This window comes from Bacillus sp. JJ1773 (assembly GCF_036962035.1).
Taxonomy (GTDB): domain Bacteria; phylum Bacillota; class Bacilli; order Bacillales; family Cytobacillaceae; genus Cytobacillus.
Window position 1 is genome coordinate 86,444 of record NZ_JBALNX010000033.1, and the last position, 18,874, is coordinate 105,317.

General features: G+C 40.3%; 13 protein-coding genes and 2 riboswitches. Of the genes, 3 read left to right on the forward strand and 10 right to left on the reverse strand.

Features of this window, described 5'->3' with window-relative positions:
* Positions 1–145: 145 nt before the first annotated feature.
* Positions 146–1,084 (reverse strand): HPr(Ser) kinase/phosphatase, encoded by a 939-nt coding sequence (hprK, locus tag V7127_RS09015; protein WP_335485059.1) that lies wholly within the window; start codon positions 1,082–1,084, stop codon positions 146–148.
* Between the two features lie 315 nt (positions 1,085–1,399).
* On the opposite strand from hprK, the gene V7127_RS09020 reads away from it, so the two are divergent.
* Positions 1,400–1,657: a hypothetical protein gene (locus V7127_RS09020; protein WP_335485062.1), complete on the forward strand. Its 258-nt coding sequence runs from the start codon at positions 1,400–1,402 to the stop codon at positions 1,655–1,657.
* Between the two features lie 71 nt (positions 1,658–1,728).
* On the opposite strand, the gene V7127_RS09025 is transcribed toward V7127_RS09020, so the two are convergent.
* The 4 genes from V7127_RS09025 to V7127_RS09040 form a co-directional block, all read right to left on the reverse strand.
* Entirely contained in the window at positions 1,729–4,905 is a 3,177-nt protein-coding gene (locus tag V7127_RS09025) for a DEAD/DEAH box helicase (protein WP_335485065.1), read from the reverse strand.
* Between the two features lie 179 nt (positions 4,906–5,084).
* On the reverse strand, positions 5,085–5,930 hold the full coding sequence (locus tag V7127_RS09030; RefSeq protein WP_335485068.1) for a VOC family protein: 846 nt from the start codon (positions 5,928–5,930) through the stop codon (positions 5,085–5,087).
* 225 nt (positions 5,931–6,155) lie between these two features.
* On the reverse strand, positions 6,156–8,453 hold the full coding sequence (locus V7127_RS09035) for a N,N-dimethylformamidase beta subunit family domain-containing protein (RefSeq protein ID WP_335485070.1): 2,298 nt from the start codon (positions 8,451–8,453) through the stop codon (positions 6,156–6,158).
* Positions 8,454–8,480: 27 nt separating this feature from the next.
* Positions 8,481–8,834, reverse strand: coding sequence for a hypothetical protein (locus V7127_RS09040; RefSeq protein ID WP_315666659.1), 354 nt, complete (start codon positions 8,832–8,834; stop codon positions 8,481–8,483).
* A 431-nt stretch (positions 8,835–9,265) separates the two neighbouring features.
* On the opposite strand from V7127_RS09040, the gene V7127_RS09045 reads away from it, so the two are divergent.
* Positions 9,266–12,154 carry a transporter substrate-binding protein gene (locus tag V7127_RS09045; protein WP_335485073.1) on the forward strand — a complete coding sequence of 963 codons (2,889 nt, stop codon included), beginning with the start codon at positions 9,266–9,268 and terminating at the stop codon, positions 12,152–12,154.
* Between the two features lie 231 nt (positions 12,155–12,385).
* Positions 12,386–13,456: a sulfite oxidase gene (locus V7127_RS09050; protein ID WP_335485076.1), complete on the forward strand. Its 1,071-nt coding sequence runs from the start codon at positions 12,386–12,388 to the stop codon at positions 13,454–13,456.
* Positions 13,457–13,544: 88 nt separating this feature from the next.
* Here V7127_RS09050 and V7127_RS09055 read toward each other — a convergent pair whose 3' ends face one another.
* From V7127_RS09055 to prpB, 5 genes are all read right to left on the reverse strand, one after another.
* Positions 13,545–14,144 (reverse strand): SET domain-containing protein, encoded by a 600-nt coding sequence (locus tag V7127_RS09055; RefSeq protein ID WP_335485079.1) that lies wholly within the window; start codon positions 14,142–14,144, stop codon positions 13,545–13,547.
* A 183-nt stretch (positions 14,145–14,327) separates the two neighbouring features.
* Positions 14,328–14,666, reverse strand: coding sequence for a zinc ribbon domain-containing protein YjdM (locus V7127_RS09060; RefSeq protein ID WP_066296368.1), 339 nt, complete (start codon positions 14,664–14,666; stop codon positions 14,328–14,330).
* 352 nt (positions 14,667–15,018) lie between these two features.
* Complete coding sequence (locus V7127_RS09065; RefSeq protein WP_335485082.1) at positions 15,019–16,215, reverse strand: phosphoglycerate dehydrogenase; 1,197 nt, start codon at positions 16,213–16,215, stop codon at positions 15,019–15,021.
* Between the two features lie 116 nt (positions 16,216–16,331).
* Positions 16,332–16,412: riboswitch (glycine riboswitch) on the reverse strand.
* Positions 16,413–16,589: 177 nt separating this feature from the next.
* Positions 16,590–16,669, reverse strand: a riboswitch (ZMP/ZTP riboswitch).
* A 153-nt stretch (positions 16,670–16,822) separates the two neighbouring features.
* A complete protein-coding gene (locus V7127_RS09070; RefSeq protein WP_335485085.1) occupies positions 16,823–17,863 on the reverse strand; it encodes a GntG family PLP-dependent aldolase in 1,041 nt (346 codons plus the stop codon).
* Between the two features lie 94 nt (positions 17,864–17,957).
* Positions 17,958–18,863, reverse strand: a complete 906-nt coding sequence (gene prpB, locus V7127_RS09075; RefSeq protein WP_335485087.1) for a methylisocitrate lyase — start codon at positions 18,861–18,863, stop codon at positions 17,958–17,960.
* Between the last annotated feature and the right edge of the window lie 11 nt (positions 18,864–18,874).

The following is an 18,874-nucleotide window of genomic DNA, read 5'->3' on the forward strand; positions in this document are numbered from 1 at the left end:
GTGAGTGTTTTTATCGAAGAGATTTCGAAACGCGCGCCATGAGACTTCTATAGTGAACGCTTTGCACGGCCATTCATCTGAACATAATCCTAAAGACCCCCTACCCTATATCAAACAGGCAGAGGGTCTGCTATTCATTAAATACTTATTTCCAGCTTGACTCCGGCCCTTCTCCTTCAAGGCGCTTCATGAATTCTTCCGCTGCGCTGTAGCCTTGCTGCTTTAAGTACCAATTATTAGCGGCGGCTTCGATTAATCCAGCCACATCTCGGCCCGGTTGGAGCTGAATTTGTATATGAGGGATCTGAACACCCATGTATTCCGTAAACTTGGACTCAAGCTCAAGCTCGTTATTAAGATCATCCTTTTCCCACTTCGTTAATTCGATATCAAGAGCGATCCGGGTTTCCTCTTGGAAAGCCTTCCTTCCATACAGACGCACTACATTTAATAGTCCAATGCTGCGCAGAGCAAGGAATTCCTTATTCATTCCATTATGGGAGCCGAGAAGCGTTTGCGGGCTAAGTTTTTTCAGCACAACGATGTCATCGGCGATTAGTCGGTGTCCGCGTCCGATTAGCGTATGGGCGGTCTCGCTTTTTCCAACGCCTGATTTACCTCTCAGCAAAATGCCGATCCCCGAAACGTTCACACATACACCGTGAACAGCAGTCTCGGGTGCCAGGGTTTTAACCATAAAGGCATCAAGCTTTGCAATAAATTCGTAAGTGGATTCCTCTGTTTGCAGCAAAGGAATCTTCTCCTCGTTGCAAAATTGGGCCAAGTACTTCGGTTTTTCCTGATGGGAGGTCACGATAATACATGGGGGATTATATTTAACAATATTGCCAGCACGAAGCTTTCTCTGATCATCATCTAACGTCTTTAAATAATTTACTTCATGCTTCCCGAGAACCTGAACATTTTCCATCGGTAAAAATTCAAAGAAATCGATAAATTCTAAGCCAGGTCGAACTGTTTTCGGTTTTGTAATGATCCGGTCCAATTGACTCTCTCCAGCTAATATCTCTAATTTAAACTGCCGAACCAATTGTTCTATCGTAATGGAGTTTCCGCTCATCATACTCTCCCTCCCGTTTCTTAAATCTAATATTCTTTTAAAAATCATGTTTGTTGATTTTTGAAACTTGGTTCGGAAAAATTCTCTCCCTTTTTCCGACCATATGTACAAATTAATAAAAATTTAATAGCGCTTTCAAAAAAGGGTACTAAGCCCTATGTATGATGAAATTTCAATTGTAGGTCAATACCTATCCTGCATTTCCCTATAATACTAATTACAAATGAACGTTACAACACTATTATGCCAACTGTTATAAAATTGTTAAATATTCAGGCATTTACTTATTTACGTTTGAATAAGAAGGAAGTTTCAACTTTGATAAATACTCAGAAGGTAAATGAAGAAATCCATGAGGTTTCAGCTGTAACGGAGCAATTAAGTGCGGGATCAGAGGAAATGTTCGCATCCCTAGAGAGTATTGCCAATATTACAAAACAAACGGTTGAAGATACGATAGAAGTAGATCGTGCATCGAAAGAGGAAATAGAAAAAATAAATAATTTAGAGGAAACAACTCTTTTATTAAAGGGATTTGCGGAAAAGCTGGAAGAATCTATTTCTACATTTAAATAATTTCTTAAAGGAGAAGAGACAAAACGTATGTATTTGTCTCTCAATTTTTTTATAGCATTTCTATGTCGCCCTTAAACCCCCAATATCTCCCTAATATCTTCATCCGTAAGAGCAGACATCACACCCTCCTTGGATTCTATGACCTCTTCTATTAAATGGCGCTTTTTCTCCTGCAGTTCATTCACTTTTTCCTCGATGGTCCCGCGGGATATAAGCTTAATGACCTGCACCGTTTTCGTTTGCCCGATGCGATGAGCGCGGTCTGCAGCCTGCTCCTCGACAGCCGGATTCCACCAAAGATCATATAGAATAACCGTGTCAGCACCAGTCAGGTTGAGCCCTGTGCCGCCCGCTTTCAAGGAAATGAGGAAAAAGTGGCGCTCCCCTGCATTGAATTGATTGCATAAATCCACACGTTCTTCGGATGGAGTTTGACCATCCAAATAGAAGAAAGGCAGACCTTGTTTCACCAGTTCTCTGCCAATAAGCGAAAGCATTTTTGTAAATTGGGAGAAAATCAGCACCCTTCTTCCGGAAAGCCTTGCCTCTTCAATTAGCTGCATGAGCTGCAAAAATTTTGCTGAGCTTCCTTTATAGCCGTCTACGAACAAGGCTGGATGGCAGCAAATTTGTCTTAATCTTGTTAATCCTGCAAGAATCCGAATGCGATTTTTCCTGAGTGTGTTCTTGTCCAAATGTTTAAGCGTGTCATGACGAAGCTTCGCCAAATAGGCTGCATACAATTTCTTCTGATCCGGGAACAACTCTACTGATATCACCGCTTCATTTTTCTCAGGAAGCTCTGACAGAACATCCTCCTTCAGCCTGCGAAGCAAGAATGGACGAATTCTTCTGGATATCGTCTTTTTTGACAAGTGACTGTATTCCTGTAATCCCATAAATAATTCTGGAAAGACAACGTGAAAAATCGACCAAAGCTCCTCAATCGAATTTTCAATAGGCGTCCCGGTGAGGGCAAAACGGTGATTCGCCTGTATTCTTTTCACCGCTCTCGCTGTTTGCGTGATCGGATTTTTAAAGGCCTGTGCCTCATCGAAAAACACAGTATGGAAGGCCTGTTTCTCGTACCATTTGATATCTCGGCGCAGCAGGGGGTAAGAGGTAATAACGACATCCATTTCTATGCAAGCCCTTTGCAATTGCGTCCTCTCTGCTTTACTGCCATCCATCACCAAAGCTTCTATTTCCGGAGCAAACTTCATCAATTCGCTAAGCCAGTTATAGGTTAATGAGGATGGACATACGATCAGAACGGGCTTCCTCTTCTCACGGATATCCGAGAGCTCTGATAAAATAAACGCAATGCTCTGCAGTGTTTTCCCAAGTCCCATATCATCTGCAAGAATCCCTCCGAACCCATAGCCGGCAAGGGTTTTCATCCACTTAAAGCCTTGTTTTTGGTAATCCCGCAAAATAGGCTCTAACTTCTCTGGAACCTCGAAATGCTCAGGATTGCGAAGCTTTTCTAAAAACTGCTTAAACGATTCCTCCAATGTAAAGGCTTGGCTCCCCTCTGCCGAATCTAGCAGCCGAAGCCCCTGAACAATCGGGACATTCAACCCGCTTTCTAAATCTTCATCTTGGGCAGGAACAGCACGCAGGAAACGTTGTATTTCTTCAAACTCCCGTGTTTCCAATGAAAGCAACGATCCGTTTCGCAAACGATAATACCTTCTTTTTTCCTCCAAAGCTTGTAAAATATCCCGGATTTGCTGTTCAGGTATGCCGTCCATTTCAAATTTAAACTCCAGCCAATTGGTGCGTTCCTTCTTGACCCTCACCCTAATTTGCGGACGGGCGTTTTCTCTGAAAATCCGATTTCTTACCGCTGTTGTGGCATAAATCTGCATAAGCTTCTCCAGCTTTGGAACGGTGTAGCATAAAAACTCGAACTCTAGCTCTTCGTTTTGCAAAAAATAACCGCCATCTGTTTTACCAAAGGAGCTATCCTCCATCAGCTGAAGGATCGCCACTTCCTTTTCTTCGTCCCTTATGAGCATGATGCTCACAGGCGGTTCCCGTCCCTCTAGCGGGTTAATGACGATATTTTCATAATGAAACTCAAGCCCGGCAAGCAGACGATTTTTTACGCGATCCAAATAAAGCTTAGCGATTAATGGAGCCCTCACAAGCCGATTAGCAATGGCATCTGATATACGAACATTTCCGACTTTTTTCAAGCCCGGAATCACTTTTTCCAAAAAAAAATCAACCTGATTGCTCGAAATCGGAATTTCATTCGTTCCTGCCGTTTCGAGCATTTGTTTCAATTCCATTAGACGCCTGCAGTCTTCTTCTTTCAGCTGAATGATTCGCCCATCATATAAGACTGCCCTGTATAAATCCATCACCATCAAACGGTCCATTCCGCTTATACGCAACTGATATCCTTTTCTTTCACTTTCTTCAAAGTCAAACTGTAACGGAAGCCCCTCTTCTGACAACCATAGACCTTCAAACGTATTTCCGGCATACATTAGCTTAACGAGTGGAGCCTTAATAAGGAGAGGAAGAAGCCGTCCCCAAGAAGAAGACGGGATCATCACCATGTGGTCGCTTTTTGCACCGTCCGATTGATTTGACAGAGAGGCCTTTTCATCTTGCCTTACTTGAAGGAGCTCCTGAATCACATCATCTGTTTCCTTTTGAAAGCAATGAATCTGTGGATCATACGTAAATAGGGTTGAAAGCTCGCAGAAATGACCTGCCCCCATTCTATCCAGAAATCGCCGAATATCCTGGACATGAACAGGACCTACTTTTATTTCGACCCCCATCATCCATGAACCCTTGCCCGTATCCACCGGCTTACAGATGAGTTCAGCAGGAAGAACTTGTCTATTTTCAAAATGAAGCTGCTCGCCGCTTGACCGAACGGGCTGATCGTTGAAAAGCCGAAGCAGCCCCTCCGTCAGCAAATCATTCTGCATCGGCTCTGCCCCTTGACGCTGCCGATCGTACATAGCTAGCAAAACAGCCGCAATATGCTGGCAATCATTTTTAACAGAAGCAAGCTTTGGACAGCTACATGCGGTCTTTAGGCCGCCACTTTCATTCATTTCAATCGTCACATTGAAGTCTTCCGTACCTGTAACTGTAGCTTCACAGCAATTATGACTGTATTTATTTATCTTTACCTTTCCCGCACGATAAAAAGAGTCTCCTCTTTTGAAGGAGACAGCACCGCACATGTCTTTGATCATTTTTTTAGTTAAATGCAGTTCCACATGTACCGCTCCTTTCCGAGGATACGTTCTATATATTCCTTAATCATACTCTGCAAATAGGAGAAAAGGCAAAAATGGAGGGGATTTCTTCAAAAACGAAGAAACAATATTCCTTTCAAAAAAATGAAAAGCAAGCCTAAGATGGTTGTGTTCCCAATCTCTAGGCTTGCTTTATCTACTTAGACAACCAATCGTATCCGATTCCCAGCTGGGTCACTTGTCACATAATAATCCTCTTCCTCTTTAAACGATGCGCCTATCCCCTTCAACTGTGCAACCACGTTGTCTCTAGCTGTCTCATTCGGAAAAACAAGTGTGTACCATTTCAAACCTACACTATTTTCCGGAGGGGTTGGTGCCCCGACTCCCTGCCAAGTATTGATGGCAATATGATGATGGTAGCCTCCGGTTGATAGAAAGACAGCTTGCGGGTAGTAGCTAACAGTCTGGAAACCAAGGCCCTTCGTATAAAATTCCTCAGCCTGATGGAGATCGGCTACATGCAGGTGAATATGCCCCATAAGAGTATCAGCAGGCAAACCAGTCCACTCCGCATTACTTTCAGCCAAAATTCCTTCCCCATCCAGCTGTTCCGTTGCCATATCCACTAACCCATTCTTCCAATTCCATTCATCAGACGGGCGGTCCCGATATACTTCGATTCCATTTCCATCTGGATCATTGAGATACAAAGCTTCACTCACATAATGATCGGCTGCTCCAAATCGGTAGCCAGTCTGAAGCAAATGCCGTAAAAAGACGGATAAATCAGCCCTGGTTGGAAGCAGAATGGCATAATGATATAAACCTGACGTACGGCCTGTTTTCGGGACGACATCTGCAGGCTGCTCAAGCGTGACTAATGGAGTTTTCCCATCAGTTGTTAGGACAGCTTTATGACTAGTTTCTTCTAATATTTTGAAGCCCATTAAATTTTGATAAAAATGGATTGAGGCTTGTAAGTCTTTTACTTTTAAATTCACTTCTCCAACATAAATATTTGGTTTCTTATGGAAGCTGTTCATCCTCATTACCCCTTTATAAACGTTTTTTTTATTATATGCCTAATACATATAAACTAACGTATTGATAATTATTTTTAATTAGAGATATTTTAATTTAAAACATTAGTAAAGTAAAGGAGGATTCTATACAACAAAAAGGTAAGCTCCTCTAGTTTTTGACCGGAGCTTACCTGTATTTCCCTATTAAACTATTAATCAAACAATAACTCTTTCTTATTAAAACAATTATTTTACAGTTTCAGCCTTCTTGCTCAAATCCGGAAATGGAATCGGTTCATCTGATAAGAAACGTTTCAAAACATTCTCTGTTAGACGAGAAATATTATTATCGTAATTATTGTGTGATAGGCTTCCGCAATAAGCAATGGAGCTTGTTGAGAATACCGCACCACCATTTGGAGTCGGGTAGTAAACCATATCAGCTCTTACTCTTGGATTCTCTTCCCCGCCCAGGCCTGGAATATTAAAGTACAATTCTTCTGCTACCGGAACATAGACATTTGTGTGGCCTACAGATGAAGCCACAATGACGGCATGTGAAGGAGTTCCAAGCTCCTCATCATAAATATCTAATTCTAATCCAGCTGCTCCTCCACCTACTAGACCAAAGTCACCGATTTTTTCGTCTTTTCCAATTCCCTCAAAAATCCATTCTACTCCTGGTTCAAAGCTATCCTCTGATCTGAGATAATAAGAGGATACTTCAAAGCCCTCCGCCATATATCCTACGCCGCAAACCTTTTGAGGCGCCCTGCCGCGGTGCTTCCAAATACTGCCCTGTTCGCCCGTAATACTTAAATGAATTTCGCCCGGTTTAGATTTCCAGCCTTGGTTTCCATAATTCTTTCGAACTTCCATGAGGTTTGGATTTTTCGGATCAAAGGTAACAACCCAATAGAATCCATTTGAGCCCATATACATGAAACGGCCCCCATTAGCTTGGTAATCCTCTACAGCATCCAGCATTTGGCCCGAGTAGTACTCTGGGTGAGAGCCTGTAATGGCCACTTGATAATGGCTTAACAGCTCATATCCTTCAAAATGCAAGTCTTGATCCGTAATGACATCAAAGTCAAAGCCTTTTTCAGTCAGCCAGTCGATTAAGTGTAAATCCGCATTAAATTGCCATAGGGAAGGAGATAGATTATGACGGTATTTTGGTCTCATATTCAAAATTGGCCGCAAGCTTGATGAGAAGCAAACCCCAGAGCCATCATTATGATGATCATATGTGGATAGACCAAATTCCGCATGCTCCCCTAAATACATATCCTCCTGCTGTACGACTGGAGCCCTTCCAAACATAAGCTGGGCAAGCGGGATATCCTGGAAGCGGTTGTTGGCGTATGCTAAATAGCTGGCAGTAGGAATAATAAGAGCTGCTTTCGCAGTAGGCTTTCCCTTCTTCGGTCTAACAAAGAATACAATGTAATCCTCATCATCTCCTGCATACACATGGGCAGCATATACACCGCTTTTTAACGAGTCAGGTACTGTCCATTCAAAGTCAACATCCCATTTCGCATCAGTCATATCATCATCATGGAATTGAATAGCTCCATATTGTTCTGGAGCATGGGTAAAGTTTTGCTCCTCAGATGTCCAGTTATATCCAGTCATCGCGCGAGTAGGGTGATTAACTGCTTCACCATGGATTTGATTTGGCCCCTTATCATATATCTTTTCAAGCTCCTTGATGCCCTTCTTCGTAATCCCCTCTGCAAAGTCCCATGCAGCTACAACGCGATTTCCAGAAGGATTTTCAATCCATGCAGACATTTCTTCTTTCGTTAAAGCTGCATTCGCTATACGCGGACGGTCAATTTTTCCATTGAATCGCCAAATAACCTTTTGTTTACCGTCTGCCTTTTGGAAAATACTAGCGATAATGAATTCAGCATCATTGGAAGTATGGGGCTTCACTACAGTCTCTACTTCATTACTAGCATTCATATCATCAATGCCGAATGGAAGTGAAAATCTCCCATTTGTTTTCGTAATAACAGCTTCTTGGAAAACAGTTATTTTTCCCGTTTCTGCATCAAAGGATCCCCCAACAAAAAACCATGTGCCTTGTATAAGTGGCTTGTTTGTGCTAACCTTCTCAACTTTCCCGTTTTGATCACCAATCCATAAAGCCAGACAGCCTTTTTCGTCAATAAAAAGGCCATAGCCTGAATTTTGATCAGGGGACCATTTTGTTAGAATTCCTTGCACGCCTAAATCAGGTGTTGTTGGAAAAATCATTGCTTGCAACGAAAAACTGCTAACGCTTTCAAAATGAGACTGAGAATCGAATTTGATATAGGACCCCATATGTATGGCCTGCTTTCTGCCATCATACTCCTTATTCACATCTGCATCTACACTATAAATCTTTAGTCCTGGCCCTTCAGGGTTGGAATCTCCATGGACAAGATGGACAATTTCTGTTTTATATTTTTTTTGGTCACTGTTTACCATAAATTTAATATTTTGACCAGGCTGAACACTTAATCGATCTGTATAACCGTTAATTGCCAATAGAATCCTCTCCCTTTTTGGTAGTTATTAATCTACTAATCCATGTTTTTTGAGTCTTTTAAGGAATAATGCATGCTCCGCCTTCTCACGTGTGTCAAAGCATTGATCTTCAAAAACTTTATAAGGAACTCCGCGCTTCCCTGGATGCTCCCCTAAACACCATTCTTGATGTGGCTTTGTACAAACAATAAGATCTTTTCCTTCGATAATTTCGTGATTTCTTCTTAGGAAATTGAGAACCATGCTCAGATTATAGCTATGTCTGCCAACAGGCTGCTTTCTATGCTCTTCAATTAACTCCTCTGTAATAAGGGGCTTAATGTTATTCTCAAGGATGTATTTATCTGTACTTAAATAAGCTTTCTTTGCTTGTGCATTCAAAATAAACCCTCCTTAATTTTCAACATGTAATGTTTCTGACCTACCAAAGTAGCTGAATAAATTTTAGAATAGTCAGTCAATTAACTTTGGATTTTGGGTGACATTTGTAATAAACCCAAACAATCAGTCACTTCCTTTCTTTGTTTTGCACCCTTCACTATTTGTAATGCAACATCCATACCAAGTTTCATAGATAAAAGACTTAAAGGTTTTTTTAATGAAATGAAGAATATAATACATTGATGTTGTTAACCTTTTGATAGTCAACTTTTCTTCCTTTTATAAAAATTACATTTTTCATTAATAAAATTTTCTCACAAACAAAATGTTAAGCATTTGTACACTCAAATCTGTAAAGAGTATGTTCAACTGTCAAATTAGTGTACTGAACAAAAAATGAACAATTTTATAAAAGAAAGGAGCCAATATCAATGGAAAAACAGGAGTTGAAAGTGGGAATTCTCTTTTCATTAACAGGGACAACCAGTATTACCGAACGGGGACAGTATCAAGCATGCTTATTAGCGATTAAACATATTAATGAAAGCGGCGGTATTAATGGAAAAACACTTATCCCGATCGTTGAGGATGCAGCTTCCGATCCTGATATAACTCGCCAGAAGGCTGAAAAGCTTATCGTTACCGATCAAGTAACGGCCATTGTTGGCTGCTACACCGCTGCATGCAGGAAAAGTGTTATTCCCGTTTTGGAAATGCATAATAATTTATTATTCTATCCGACCATAAATGAAGGCGGAGAAATGCATCCCAACATCTTTTATTCCAATTCAACTCCTAATCAACAGCTGCTGGAATTCATCCCTTGGCTCATCCGCCATGTCGGAAAGACCTTTTACCTTCTAGGCTCAGACTATATTTATCCTAGGGAGATAAACCGATTCGTACGCCAGCTAGTTGAATATCACGGAGGATCTGTGTTTGGAGAACAATACGTTGCACTAGGAAACCAAGTTTTTGATAAGCATTTCAGTGAAATCCGACAGATGAATCCAGATATTATCTTTTCGACCTTGGTTGGCGACAGTACTATTAGCTATTACCAGCAGCATGAAAAACTCGAGTTTCAGCAGGCCATTGCTAGTAATGTGACAGCAGAAACCGAAATTAAAGCGATTGATCCTAAAGGAAAAACTGAACTTTATTCCAGTTTTTCATATTTCAGCACTATTGATCGTGCCGAAAATAGAAAATTCATAATGGAATTCCAGCGAATTTATGGGACTGATATTATTAGTTCTGTTATGGAAAGTGCCTATAATAGCATGATCCTGCTTTCAGAAGCACTCAAAAGAGTAGATACCTTCTCAGCTGATGCCATTCGACGGGCCTTGTCTGGTCTATCCATTGAAGCCCCACAAGGGAAAATTATGGTTGATCCGATCAATCAGCATGTATGGCTAAATTCTCGGATTGGAAAGGTTACTGAATCCGGTCAATTTCATATTTTATGGGAGTCAGATAATCCAATTAAACCGATTCCCTTAATGGAAGATGCCCTGCCATCACACCGTAAGGACATTATCCCTGTCAAAAAGAATGAACAATTCCAGACTAAAAATAATCAATGCGAGCCCCTTCTTTCTGAACTCAAAAAGAATCTTTCAAAGCTGCCCTTCCCGTTTGCCTATTTTAATGAAGAAGGTGTGCTGATAGAAATCATTAATGGTGGCTTTCCCGCAGCAACCTCCCCACTATTAAATTTGCGACCGGGAGATACGGTAAATAGCACTCTATTGAAAAACAGTGGAATTGCTGCTGCTTTCAGAGTGAAAACTTCCGCATATGAAGTTACAAATGAAAGGGATATGAAATCAAACAATACATATGTTGTTGCAGGGTTCACTATTATTGGATCATTTGATGAACTTAAAGGTGTATTGGGCGTTTATATGCCAAAGACTTCATCTGAATCAACTGAACAGCTGCTGGAAAGCATTAGGTGTATCATCCATCTAAGTTCTAAGCTAGTTGAAAGTCAAGAGAAACAGTATATTCTAAATAACGCCCTTGGTGAAATTACAGACCAGCAGCCGGGAGGCTTGTTTATCATAAAGGAAGGGCAAATTCATTTTCAAAACAATAAGGCAGCAGAACTATGGAGAAATAAACAAAGCCTAGTACAAACTGTTTTACAGGAGATTTCTTTGAATAGGGCGGATAGAGAAAAGGGCGAGGAGAGTATTTTAAGGCGTAAGGATAGCGAAGAAAGCTACGAGATTAAAGTACAAAAGAAAAATTCGTTGATTTTTATTCATTTTAAATCCCTTCCTCGCCATCCGTATCGGTTTTCCTTTAATGAAAGAAAGAACTTAACCACCTATGATCTAGTCGGCTCTAGTGATTTATTTTTAAAAACAATTGAATTGGCACGCTCTGCTTCGAAAATACAAGCCAATACTCTTTTACTAGGGGAAAGCGGGACTGGCAAAGAGATGTTTGCCCGTGCTATCCATAATGAAAGTGCACGGAGGAATAAGCCATTTGTAGCGATAAATTGCGGTGCAATTTCAAAAGAACTGATTAATTCTGAACTGTTTGGGTATGTAGAAGGGGCTTTTACAGGTGCCAAAAAGGGCGGCAGCCCAGGCAAATTTGAGGTTGCTAATGGCGGGACTCTTTTTCTTGATGAAATTGGTGAAATGCCTCTTGAGCTGCAAACAGCCTTATTAAGGGTTTTGCAAGAAAAAGAAGTCGTTCGCGTTGGCGGTCACAAGCCTATTCCATTAGACGTTCGAATAATTGCCGCAACGAATAAGGATCTTTTTCAGGAAATTGCCTTCAATGGCTCATTTCGTAGTGACCTGTATTACCGGCTAAATGTTTTTACTATCGAATTAATACCTCTTCGCAAAAGGCCTGAAGATATCGCCCATTTCAGTTATCATTATTTAGAAGATTTCAATGCCCTAACCGGTAATAAGAAGGAATTTTCAAATGAAGCCATGATGCTAATGAAAAAATACAATTGGCCCGGAAATATAAGAGAGCTTTGCAACGTTATTGAAAGGGCCTATTACTTAGCAGGGAACTCATCCATTATTGAACAAGAGCATCTTCCTCAAGAAATAGCTGAAAATGTCCAAGCATTTAAGCAGGAAGACACTTATACCCTCCATAATATAAAGAGCATTACGGATATAAAGGAAAAAAACTATGAACACGAACGCCAATTTTACATTCAAACATTAATGAAACACAAGGGAAATATCACAAGAACAGCCAAACACCTTAGCATCTCCCGTACAACCCTGTACCAGAGACTTAAAGAATTCCAAATTGAAATTAGAAAAGTTAAATAGATGTATAGAGAAGCATACATCCCTGATGTTGGAGGGTGTATGCTTCATATTTTTTATAAACCCGCGGATCCTTCTAATAAATCAAAGTTTATTTCAAAGATAGATGTTATATCCATTACAGCCTGTTTGAAAAATAAGCATAAATTGAGTTTTCTATTCACGTTAACTATGCCTACTTAGGATGAATTCAACATAATCATTATTAATCACCATTCTTACCAGGAGGGAATTATGCAAAATCAGCCATATCCTGTTGTAAAGCCCTTTTTAAAAACACATAGCTTAGTTCCTGAAAATCAGGAATCACCGATTCATTTCATTAAAAATGACATCGTGCCAGCCAAATTTTTTTATAGACGGAACCACTTTTCTTATCCGACATTATCTTATTCAAGCTATTGGCTCCCTATTAATGGACTCGTATCAACTCCCTCACTGCTTTCTATGCAAAACATTCTGCAGCTTCCAGCAAAAACAGTAAAGATTGCACTCGAATGTGCAGGAGACAAGCGAAGCCTTTTCGAACCTAAAGTATTTGGGGAACAATGGGAAAAGGGAGGAATAAGCCAAGGTTATTGGAAGGGGGTTCCTTTGCGTGTCTTGCTTGAACAGACTGGCATTAGAGAAGGGGCTAAGGAAGTAGTCATAGAAGGCTATGATTATGGAAAAAGAACCGATTCCGATCAGATTCATACGTATACACGAAGCCTGCCTCTCGAAAAAGCACTGCACCCTGATACTTTAATTGCCTATGAATATAATCATCAGCCCATTCCGTTTAAGCATGGTTACCCATTGCGATTAATTGTGCCTCAATGGTATGGCATGGCTTCTGTCAAATGGATAAAGCAAATATCGATTATTGATTCTCATTTTTCCGGTCCTTTCCAATCGATAGACTATGTGTTTTATCCTCATAAGGAAAATGACAAGGATGCTTTTCCGGTCACAACGCTTCATGTCAATTCAACGATTCAGCAGCCTTTGGATATGAAAATTTTAAATACAGGTAAGCATTTAATAAAAGGAATAGCTTGGACGGGTGAAGGCACTGTTTCAAAAGTTGAGATTAGTTTGGATAATGGGCAAACGTGGACAAATGCGAAAATGGAAAATCGGGATCCTGTTGGTTATGGCTGGGTGGCGTGGTCATACCAGTGGAAGGCAGCTGCGAAAGGTGAATACGTGATTATGTCAAAAGCAACCGATTCTTACCACCGAGTTCAGCCATCGATACCTTTCTGGAATAGAAAAGGCTATGGGTACAATGCGGTTGATAAAGTTAAGGTTAAGGTAGAATAACAGCTTTTTTTTGCTATTAAAAATATACATGCTGAAAGAGCAAGGAATTTACCTCCTGCTCTTTTTAGCTTTCATCATTAATAATCCATTACCTATGTTTATTTCGGTCATAATAGATGCATTGGATTGAATCCAATAGAATTTGCTCTGAGGATGCAATTTTTACTTTTTCCATAAATTGTGGTTGAATGAGATGAATGAGTGGCTGTTTAACCTCATAGAGATTTCGTAAAGCTTCCATTACTTTTTGATCCCATTCCTCTGAGTAATAAAGAAGATCATCAGGGTAAACTTCTTTTCTTTCTGTTCCATCCTCTGGTATACATTCAAAGGGTTCATCTATATTTAAAGTTCCATAATCATCTGTTAATTGCTCCCCAGGATAAATGTCCCGGACTGCCACTTCAAATTCATAAGCTGTTCCTAAACAATTAGCATGAAAACTATGGTTCACATATCTGCCTAAATCCCAACAAAGAATATATTTTCCTTCTTGATTACGATAGGAGTATTTCTTTAGGAGCTCCCTTCTGTATTGATCTAGATTTTCAACATCGTTTGGCTCCAGTATTTGATCCAGCCCATCCAAAGCCCACGTAATTGTACCCTTTGGAATGAATTCAGTTGCAAATACCCCAAAACCTATCTGATCATTAATAAAGCGTAATTCCGTATGTGGGTGAATCATATCGAGTATTCCCCTTTGCATAGTTGGTTTTATCCATAATCTATGCACAGGAATCCAGCTTGTTGCAAAAGAAAAAGCTGTTTCTGCCTCATTTTAAGCAGAACAGCTTTTATCTTTCTTCAACGATTCAGCAGCCCTTATATAAGAACATCTTACACATACGATGTTAGTAACCTGTCTTTCTTATACCTTTTTAACAAATTCAGATTTTAATTTCATGGCTCCAAATCCTTCAATTTTGCAATCAATATCATGGTCGCCATCCACAAGACGGATTCCTTTAACCTTCGTTCCAACCTTGATAACAGATGAACTTCCTTTCACCTTAAGGTCTTTAATGACTGTAACCGTATCCCCATCGTTTAGGATATTTCCATTTGCATCTTTATAAACCTTTACGTCATCATTTTGTGCCTCCGATTCCAGATTCCATTCATGGGCACATTCCGGACAAATAAACAGATTTCCATCTTCATATGTATATTCTGAATTACATTTTGGACAATTAGGCAATTTCGACACTGGCTATTTCCCCCTTCATTATTAGTCTAAATACTCTCTTGGTTTCATCGCCTACAAGTATATTGGATAATCAGTAAAGTTTCCACTAAACTTCATAAATGCTGGTCTTAGTATGTTATTATCACCGACCTTAAATACCATGAACCCTTCATGACTACCGTTTTCCATCTTAAACTACTAAAACAAGCCTCATGAACCCTTCATGGCTTCCGTCATCTTAACCTGCTAAAACAAGCCTCATGAACCCTTCATGGATTTCCGTTTTCCATCTTAACCTGCTAAAACGAGCTTCATGAACTCTTTCTGGCAAAAAAAGACCAGCCCCCACCTTAAGAGGGCTAGTCTTTGTCAATTAAATCATCCGAACGGTCACAATTCCATCGATTTGGCTAATGATCTCTTCCAAACTCAACATAATTTCATTATCTACATTATTATCAATATCAATAATGGTATAAGCATAATCGCCACGGCTTCTATTCACCATGTCGGCGATGTTTAAATGATAGTTGGATATAGCAGATGTAATCTTTCCGACCATGTTTGGAATGTTTTGATGAAAAGCTGTCACACGCTGCTTTCCTGTATAAGGAAGAGCAGCATTTGGGAAATTCACTGAGTTTCTAACATTCCCTGTCTCTAGAAACTCCTTTAGCTGGCGGGATGCCATAATCGCGCAATTCTCCTCGGATTCAACTGTAGAAGCACCAAGATGAGGGGTTGGAATCACGTTTTTCATTTTCATTACATTTTCATTTGGGAAATCTGTCATATACTTTCCTACTTTTCCGCTTTCAAGGGCAGCTGCCATATCCTTTTCATTCACTAATTCACCTCGAGAAAAGTTCAAAATATAAACATCGTCCTTCATTAAGCTAAAGGTCGCTTCGTTGAACATTTCTCTTGTATCTTCCGTTAATGGAACATGGACGGTAATATAATCGGATTCAGCAAAAAGCTGTTCAATGGTCATCGCCCGCTGTACTTTGCGGGATAACTTCCAGGCAATATCAACAGAGATAAATGGGTCAAACCCAATGACATCCATGTCTAACTCAATCGCATCATTCGCCACAAGTGCGCCGATCGCTCCCAACCCAATGACGCCTAGAGTTTTCCCCTTAATTTCCTTCCCAACAAATTGCTTCTTGCCCGCTTCCACAAGCTTTGGAATTTGTTCTCCTTCGCCTGCTAACGTCTTAACCCAGCTCACACCGGCAAAAAGATTACGAGATGCAGCCATTAATGAAGTCAGCACCAATTCTTTCACCGCGTTGGCATTAGCACCTGGGGTATTAAATACAACAATCCCTTGCTCCGTGCACTTATCGACTGGAATGTTATTCACGCCCGCTCCTGCTCGCGCAATAGCCTTTAATTGTTTGCCGAATTCCATTGAATGCATATTAAAGCTGCGAACAACAATTGCATCAGGGTTCTCACTATCATTGTCAATTGTATAATGATTATTAAAAACTTTTAGTCCGCTTTCTGCGATGTTATTTAATGTTTTGATTGTCTTTGCTTTATTTACCACTGTTGTGCTCATCTTCACTTCTCCTCTTTATCGTATATTTATAACCTTGGAATCTAATAAAATAAAAAAGAGACTGGTGTTCTCCAATCTCTTCAGACATCAAAAAATAACAAATACCACAATACATTCGTTATTCTTCTGTCCTTTTGCCTGAGATTTTGAACCCTTCGGCGCTGCAGTCAACCTGCAGTCTCTCCAGAAGCTGCTCCTGCTATAGTGTGACCCATAACAATCATAGCTTTCTTCCTATTCACTTTTTAAAAATCTTCAAATATTGGGAAAAATCTGTATCTCTACAATAATAGAAATTAAAAGCTTTATCAACCATTAATTTTCTGAGCCATCCCTCCTGTATATACACAAAGAGGTAAGGGAAAAAACTCCCTTACCTCTGCCCAGGCGAACGGCTAATCGATACTATGTGCTCCCCCACGGTTATCCGTTTTCGCCAGTTACACATAGCCTTTGAAATTGATACTATCTTATCAGATTCTTCTGAAACATTCAACTACTAATTATGTGGGTCAGAGGGACAGGTTCATGGTCCCGCCTTCGTTATTGATTGGAAGTAGTTTGTCCTCGCGTTCCTTAATTGGCACGGTTCCTGTCCCATTGTCCCTTACAATTCATTACAGTACCCATTAAAAATCTCTGCCGCTTTTTCTATATCATCTTTACTTATACCGCGGTATGTTGTCATTCTAACATATTTGTCTGACATGCTTTTAACCTTTAACCCACGCTCCATAAGATCCGATTCAAATTTTCCTGCTGAATATCCACTAGGCGAAACATCAACGACTACAATATTCGTTTGAACCATTCCGAGGTTTAATTTAATATTTTTATTCTCCGCAATTTTGCTTGCGAGTAAATAGGCATGTTCATGATCCTCTTTTAACCTTTGGGATTCCTCCGTTATCCCAAGAATTCCTGCGGCTGCAACAATACCAGATTGTCGCATGCCTCCTCCAAGCAGCTTTCTCGTTGTTCTTGCCTGCTGTATAAATTCTTTACTTCCACAAAGCAGGGAACCGATCGGCGCGCTTAATCCTTTGGAAACACAAAACATAATGGAATCAACCGGGGCTACTAGCTCTTTAACTGATAGATTATAATAGGCAGCTGCATTAAATATTCTCGCTCCATCTAAATGAACAGGAATCTTGCATTCTTTTGCCAGTTTACAGATCACTTCTGTCTCCTGAGCAGACATACACGTACCGCCTTTGAAATTGTTTGAATTCTCCAAGCATAAAAGCTTTGTCTCTCCTTGTAAAAAAATAGATTTGAGGTTTTCTATTTTTGGAATCCCAAACTCATCTGTTTCATAAGAGACTGGTTGTAAACCAAAGTAGTTCTTCATGAAAGGTGATCTTTCACTTTTGTATATATGGCTGTTCTCCTCTATTGCTACAATATCCCCTCTGATACAGTGAGTCATCATAGCGATTATGTTTCCGATTGAGCCACTGTTACAAAACATGGCGTCTTCTTTCCCTGTTATGTTTGCTGCTAAGTCTTCAAGGGTATTGACGGTCGGGTCTTCTCCTTTTCCGTCTTGATTGCTTCTTCCGTCATCGCCTACTATCGCTTCATACATTGCCCTTCTCATTGCCCCGGTAGGCTTTGTTAACGTATCACTCCGTAAATCAATCAATATGACTTACCCACTTTCAAAGGGACAAGAGGTCAGGTTTATTGTCCCGCCTTCGTTTGAATTGGGGCACAGCTCCCGTCCAAATGTCCCTCATTCATGTTTCCGTTAATACAGTTTTTGCAATTTTTGAGTCTAGTTTTTCGAATTCATAGTAACTGATTGTTTCATAAAGTTCTTTTCTTGTTTGCATTTTATTTAGGTAATTCTTTTGTGTACCATTGTTGCGAATTTCAGTAAAAACATCTTCTATTGCTTTTGCAGCAGTTCGAAGTGATGTGACTGGGTAAATAACCATGCTGTAACCAAATGATTCAAATTCGTTAGCATGAAAATAAGGCGTTTTTCCGAATTCTGTCATGTTGGCTAACAGCGGCGCCTTTATTCCATTCTTCACCTGCAGAAACTCCTCTTCATTCGTGAGTGCTTCTGGAAAAATAGCATCCGCTCCAGCTTCTACATACTTATTTGCCCGTTCAATTGCCTGATCGATTCCTTCAACAGCGACTGCGTCCGTTCTTGCAACAACAAGTAATGAAGGAGCTACTTCTTTAATAACCTTGATCTTTTGCATCATGTCTTCAACACTAATTAACTTTTTTCCATTAAGATGACCGCATTTCTTTGGCAGGTCCTGATCTTCTATTTGGACGGCAGCCACCTTTACGTCCACCATTTCTCTTGCTGTTCTTGCTGTATTGAGAATCCCGCCAAAACCTGTGTCGATATCTACGAGTACCGGTAAATTTGCAGCACGAATGAGGTCCTTAGCACGTGCAGCCATTTCTTCTGAAGTAACAATACCTAAATCTGGAAGCCCGCGACTAGCTGTATAGGCAGCACCTGATAAATACAGTGCCTCGAATCCAGCTTTTTTTGCAACAAGAGCGGTCATTCCATCATGCACGCCTGGTATCTGTAAAATAGTAGAATGTAACATTTTTTCACGAAACAGTTTGGCCAACTCTTCTTGACTTAGTTCTTTATCAACAATCCAAGGCATATGGATTCCCC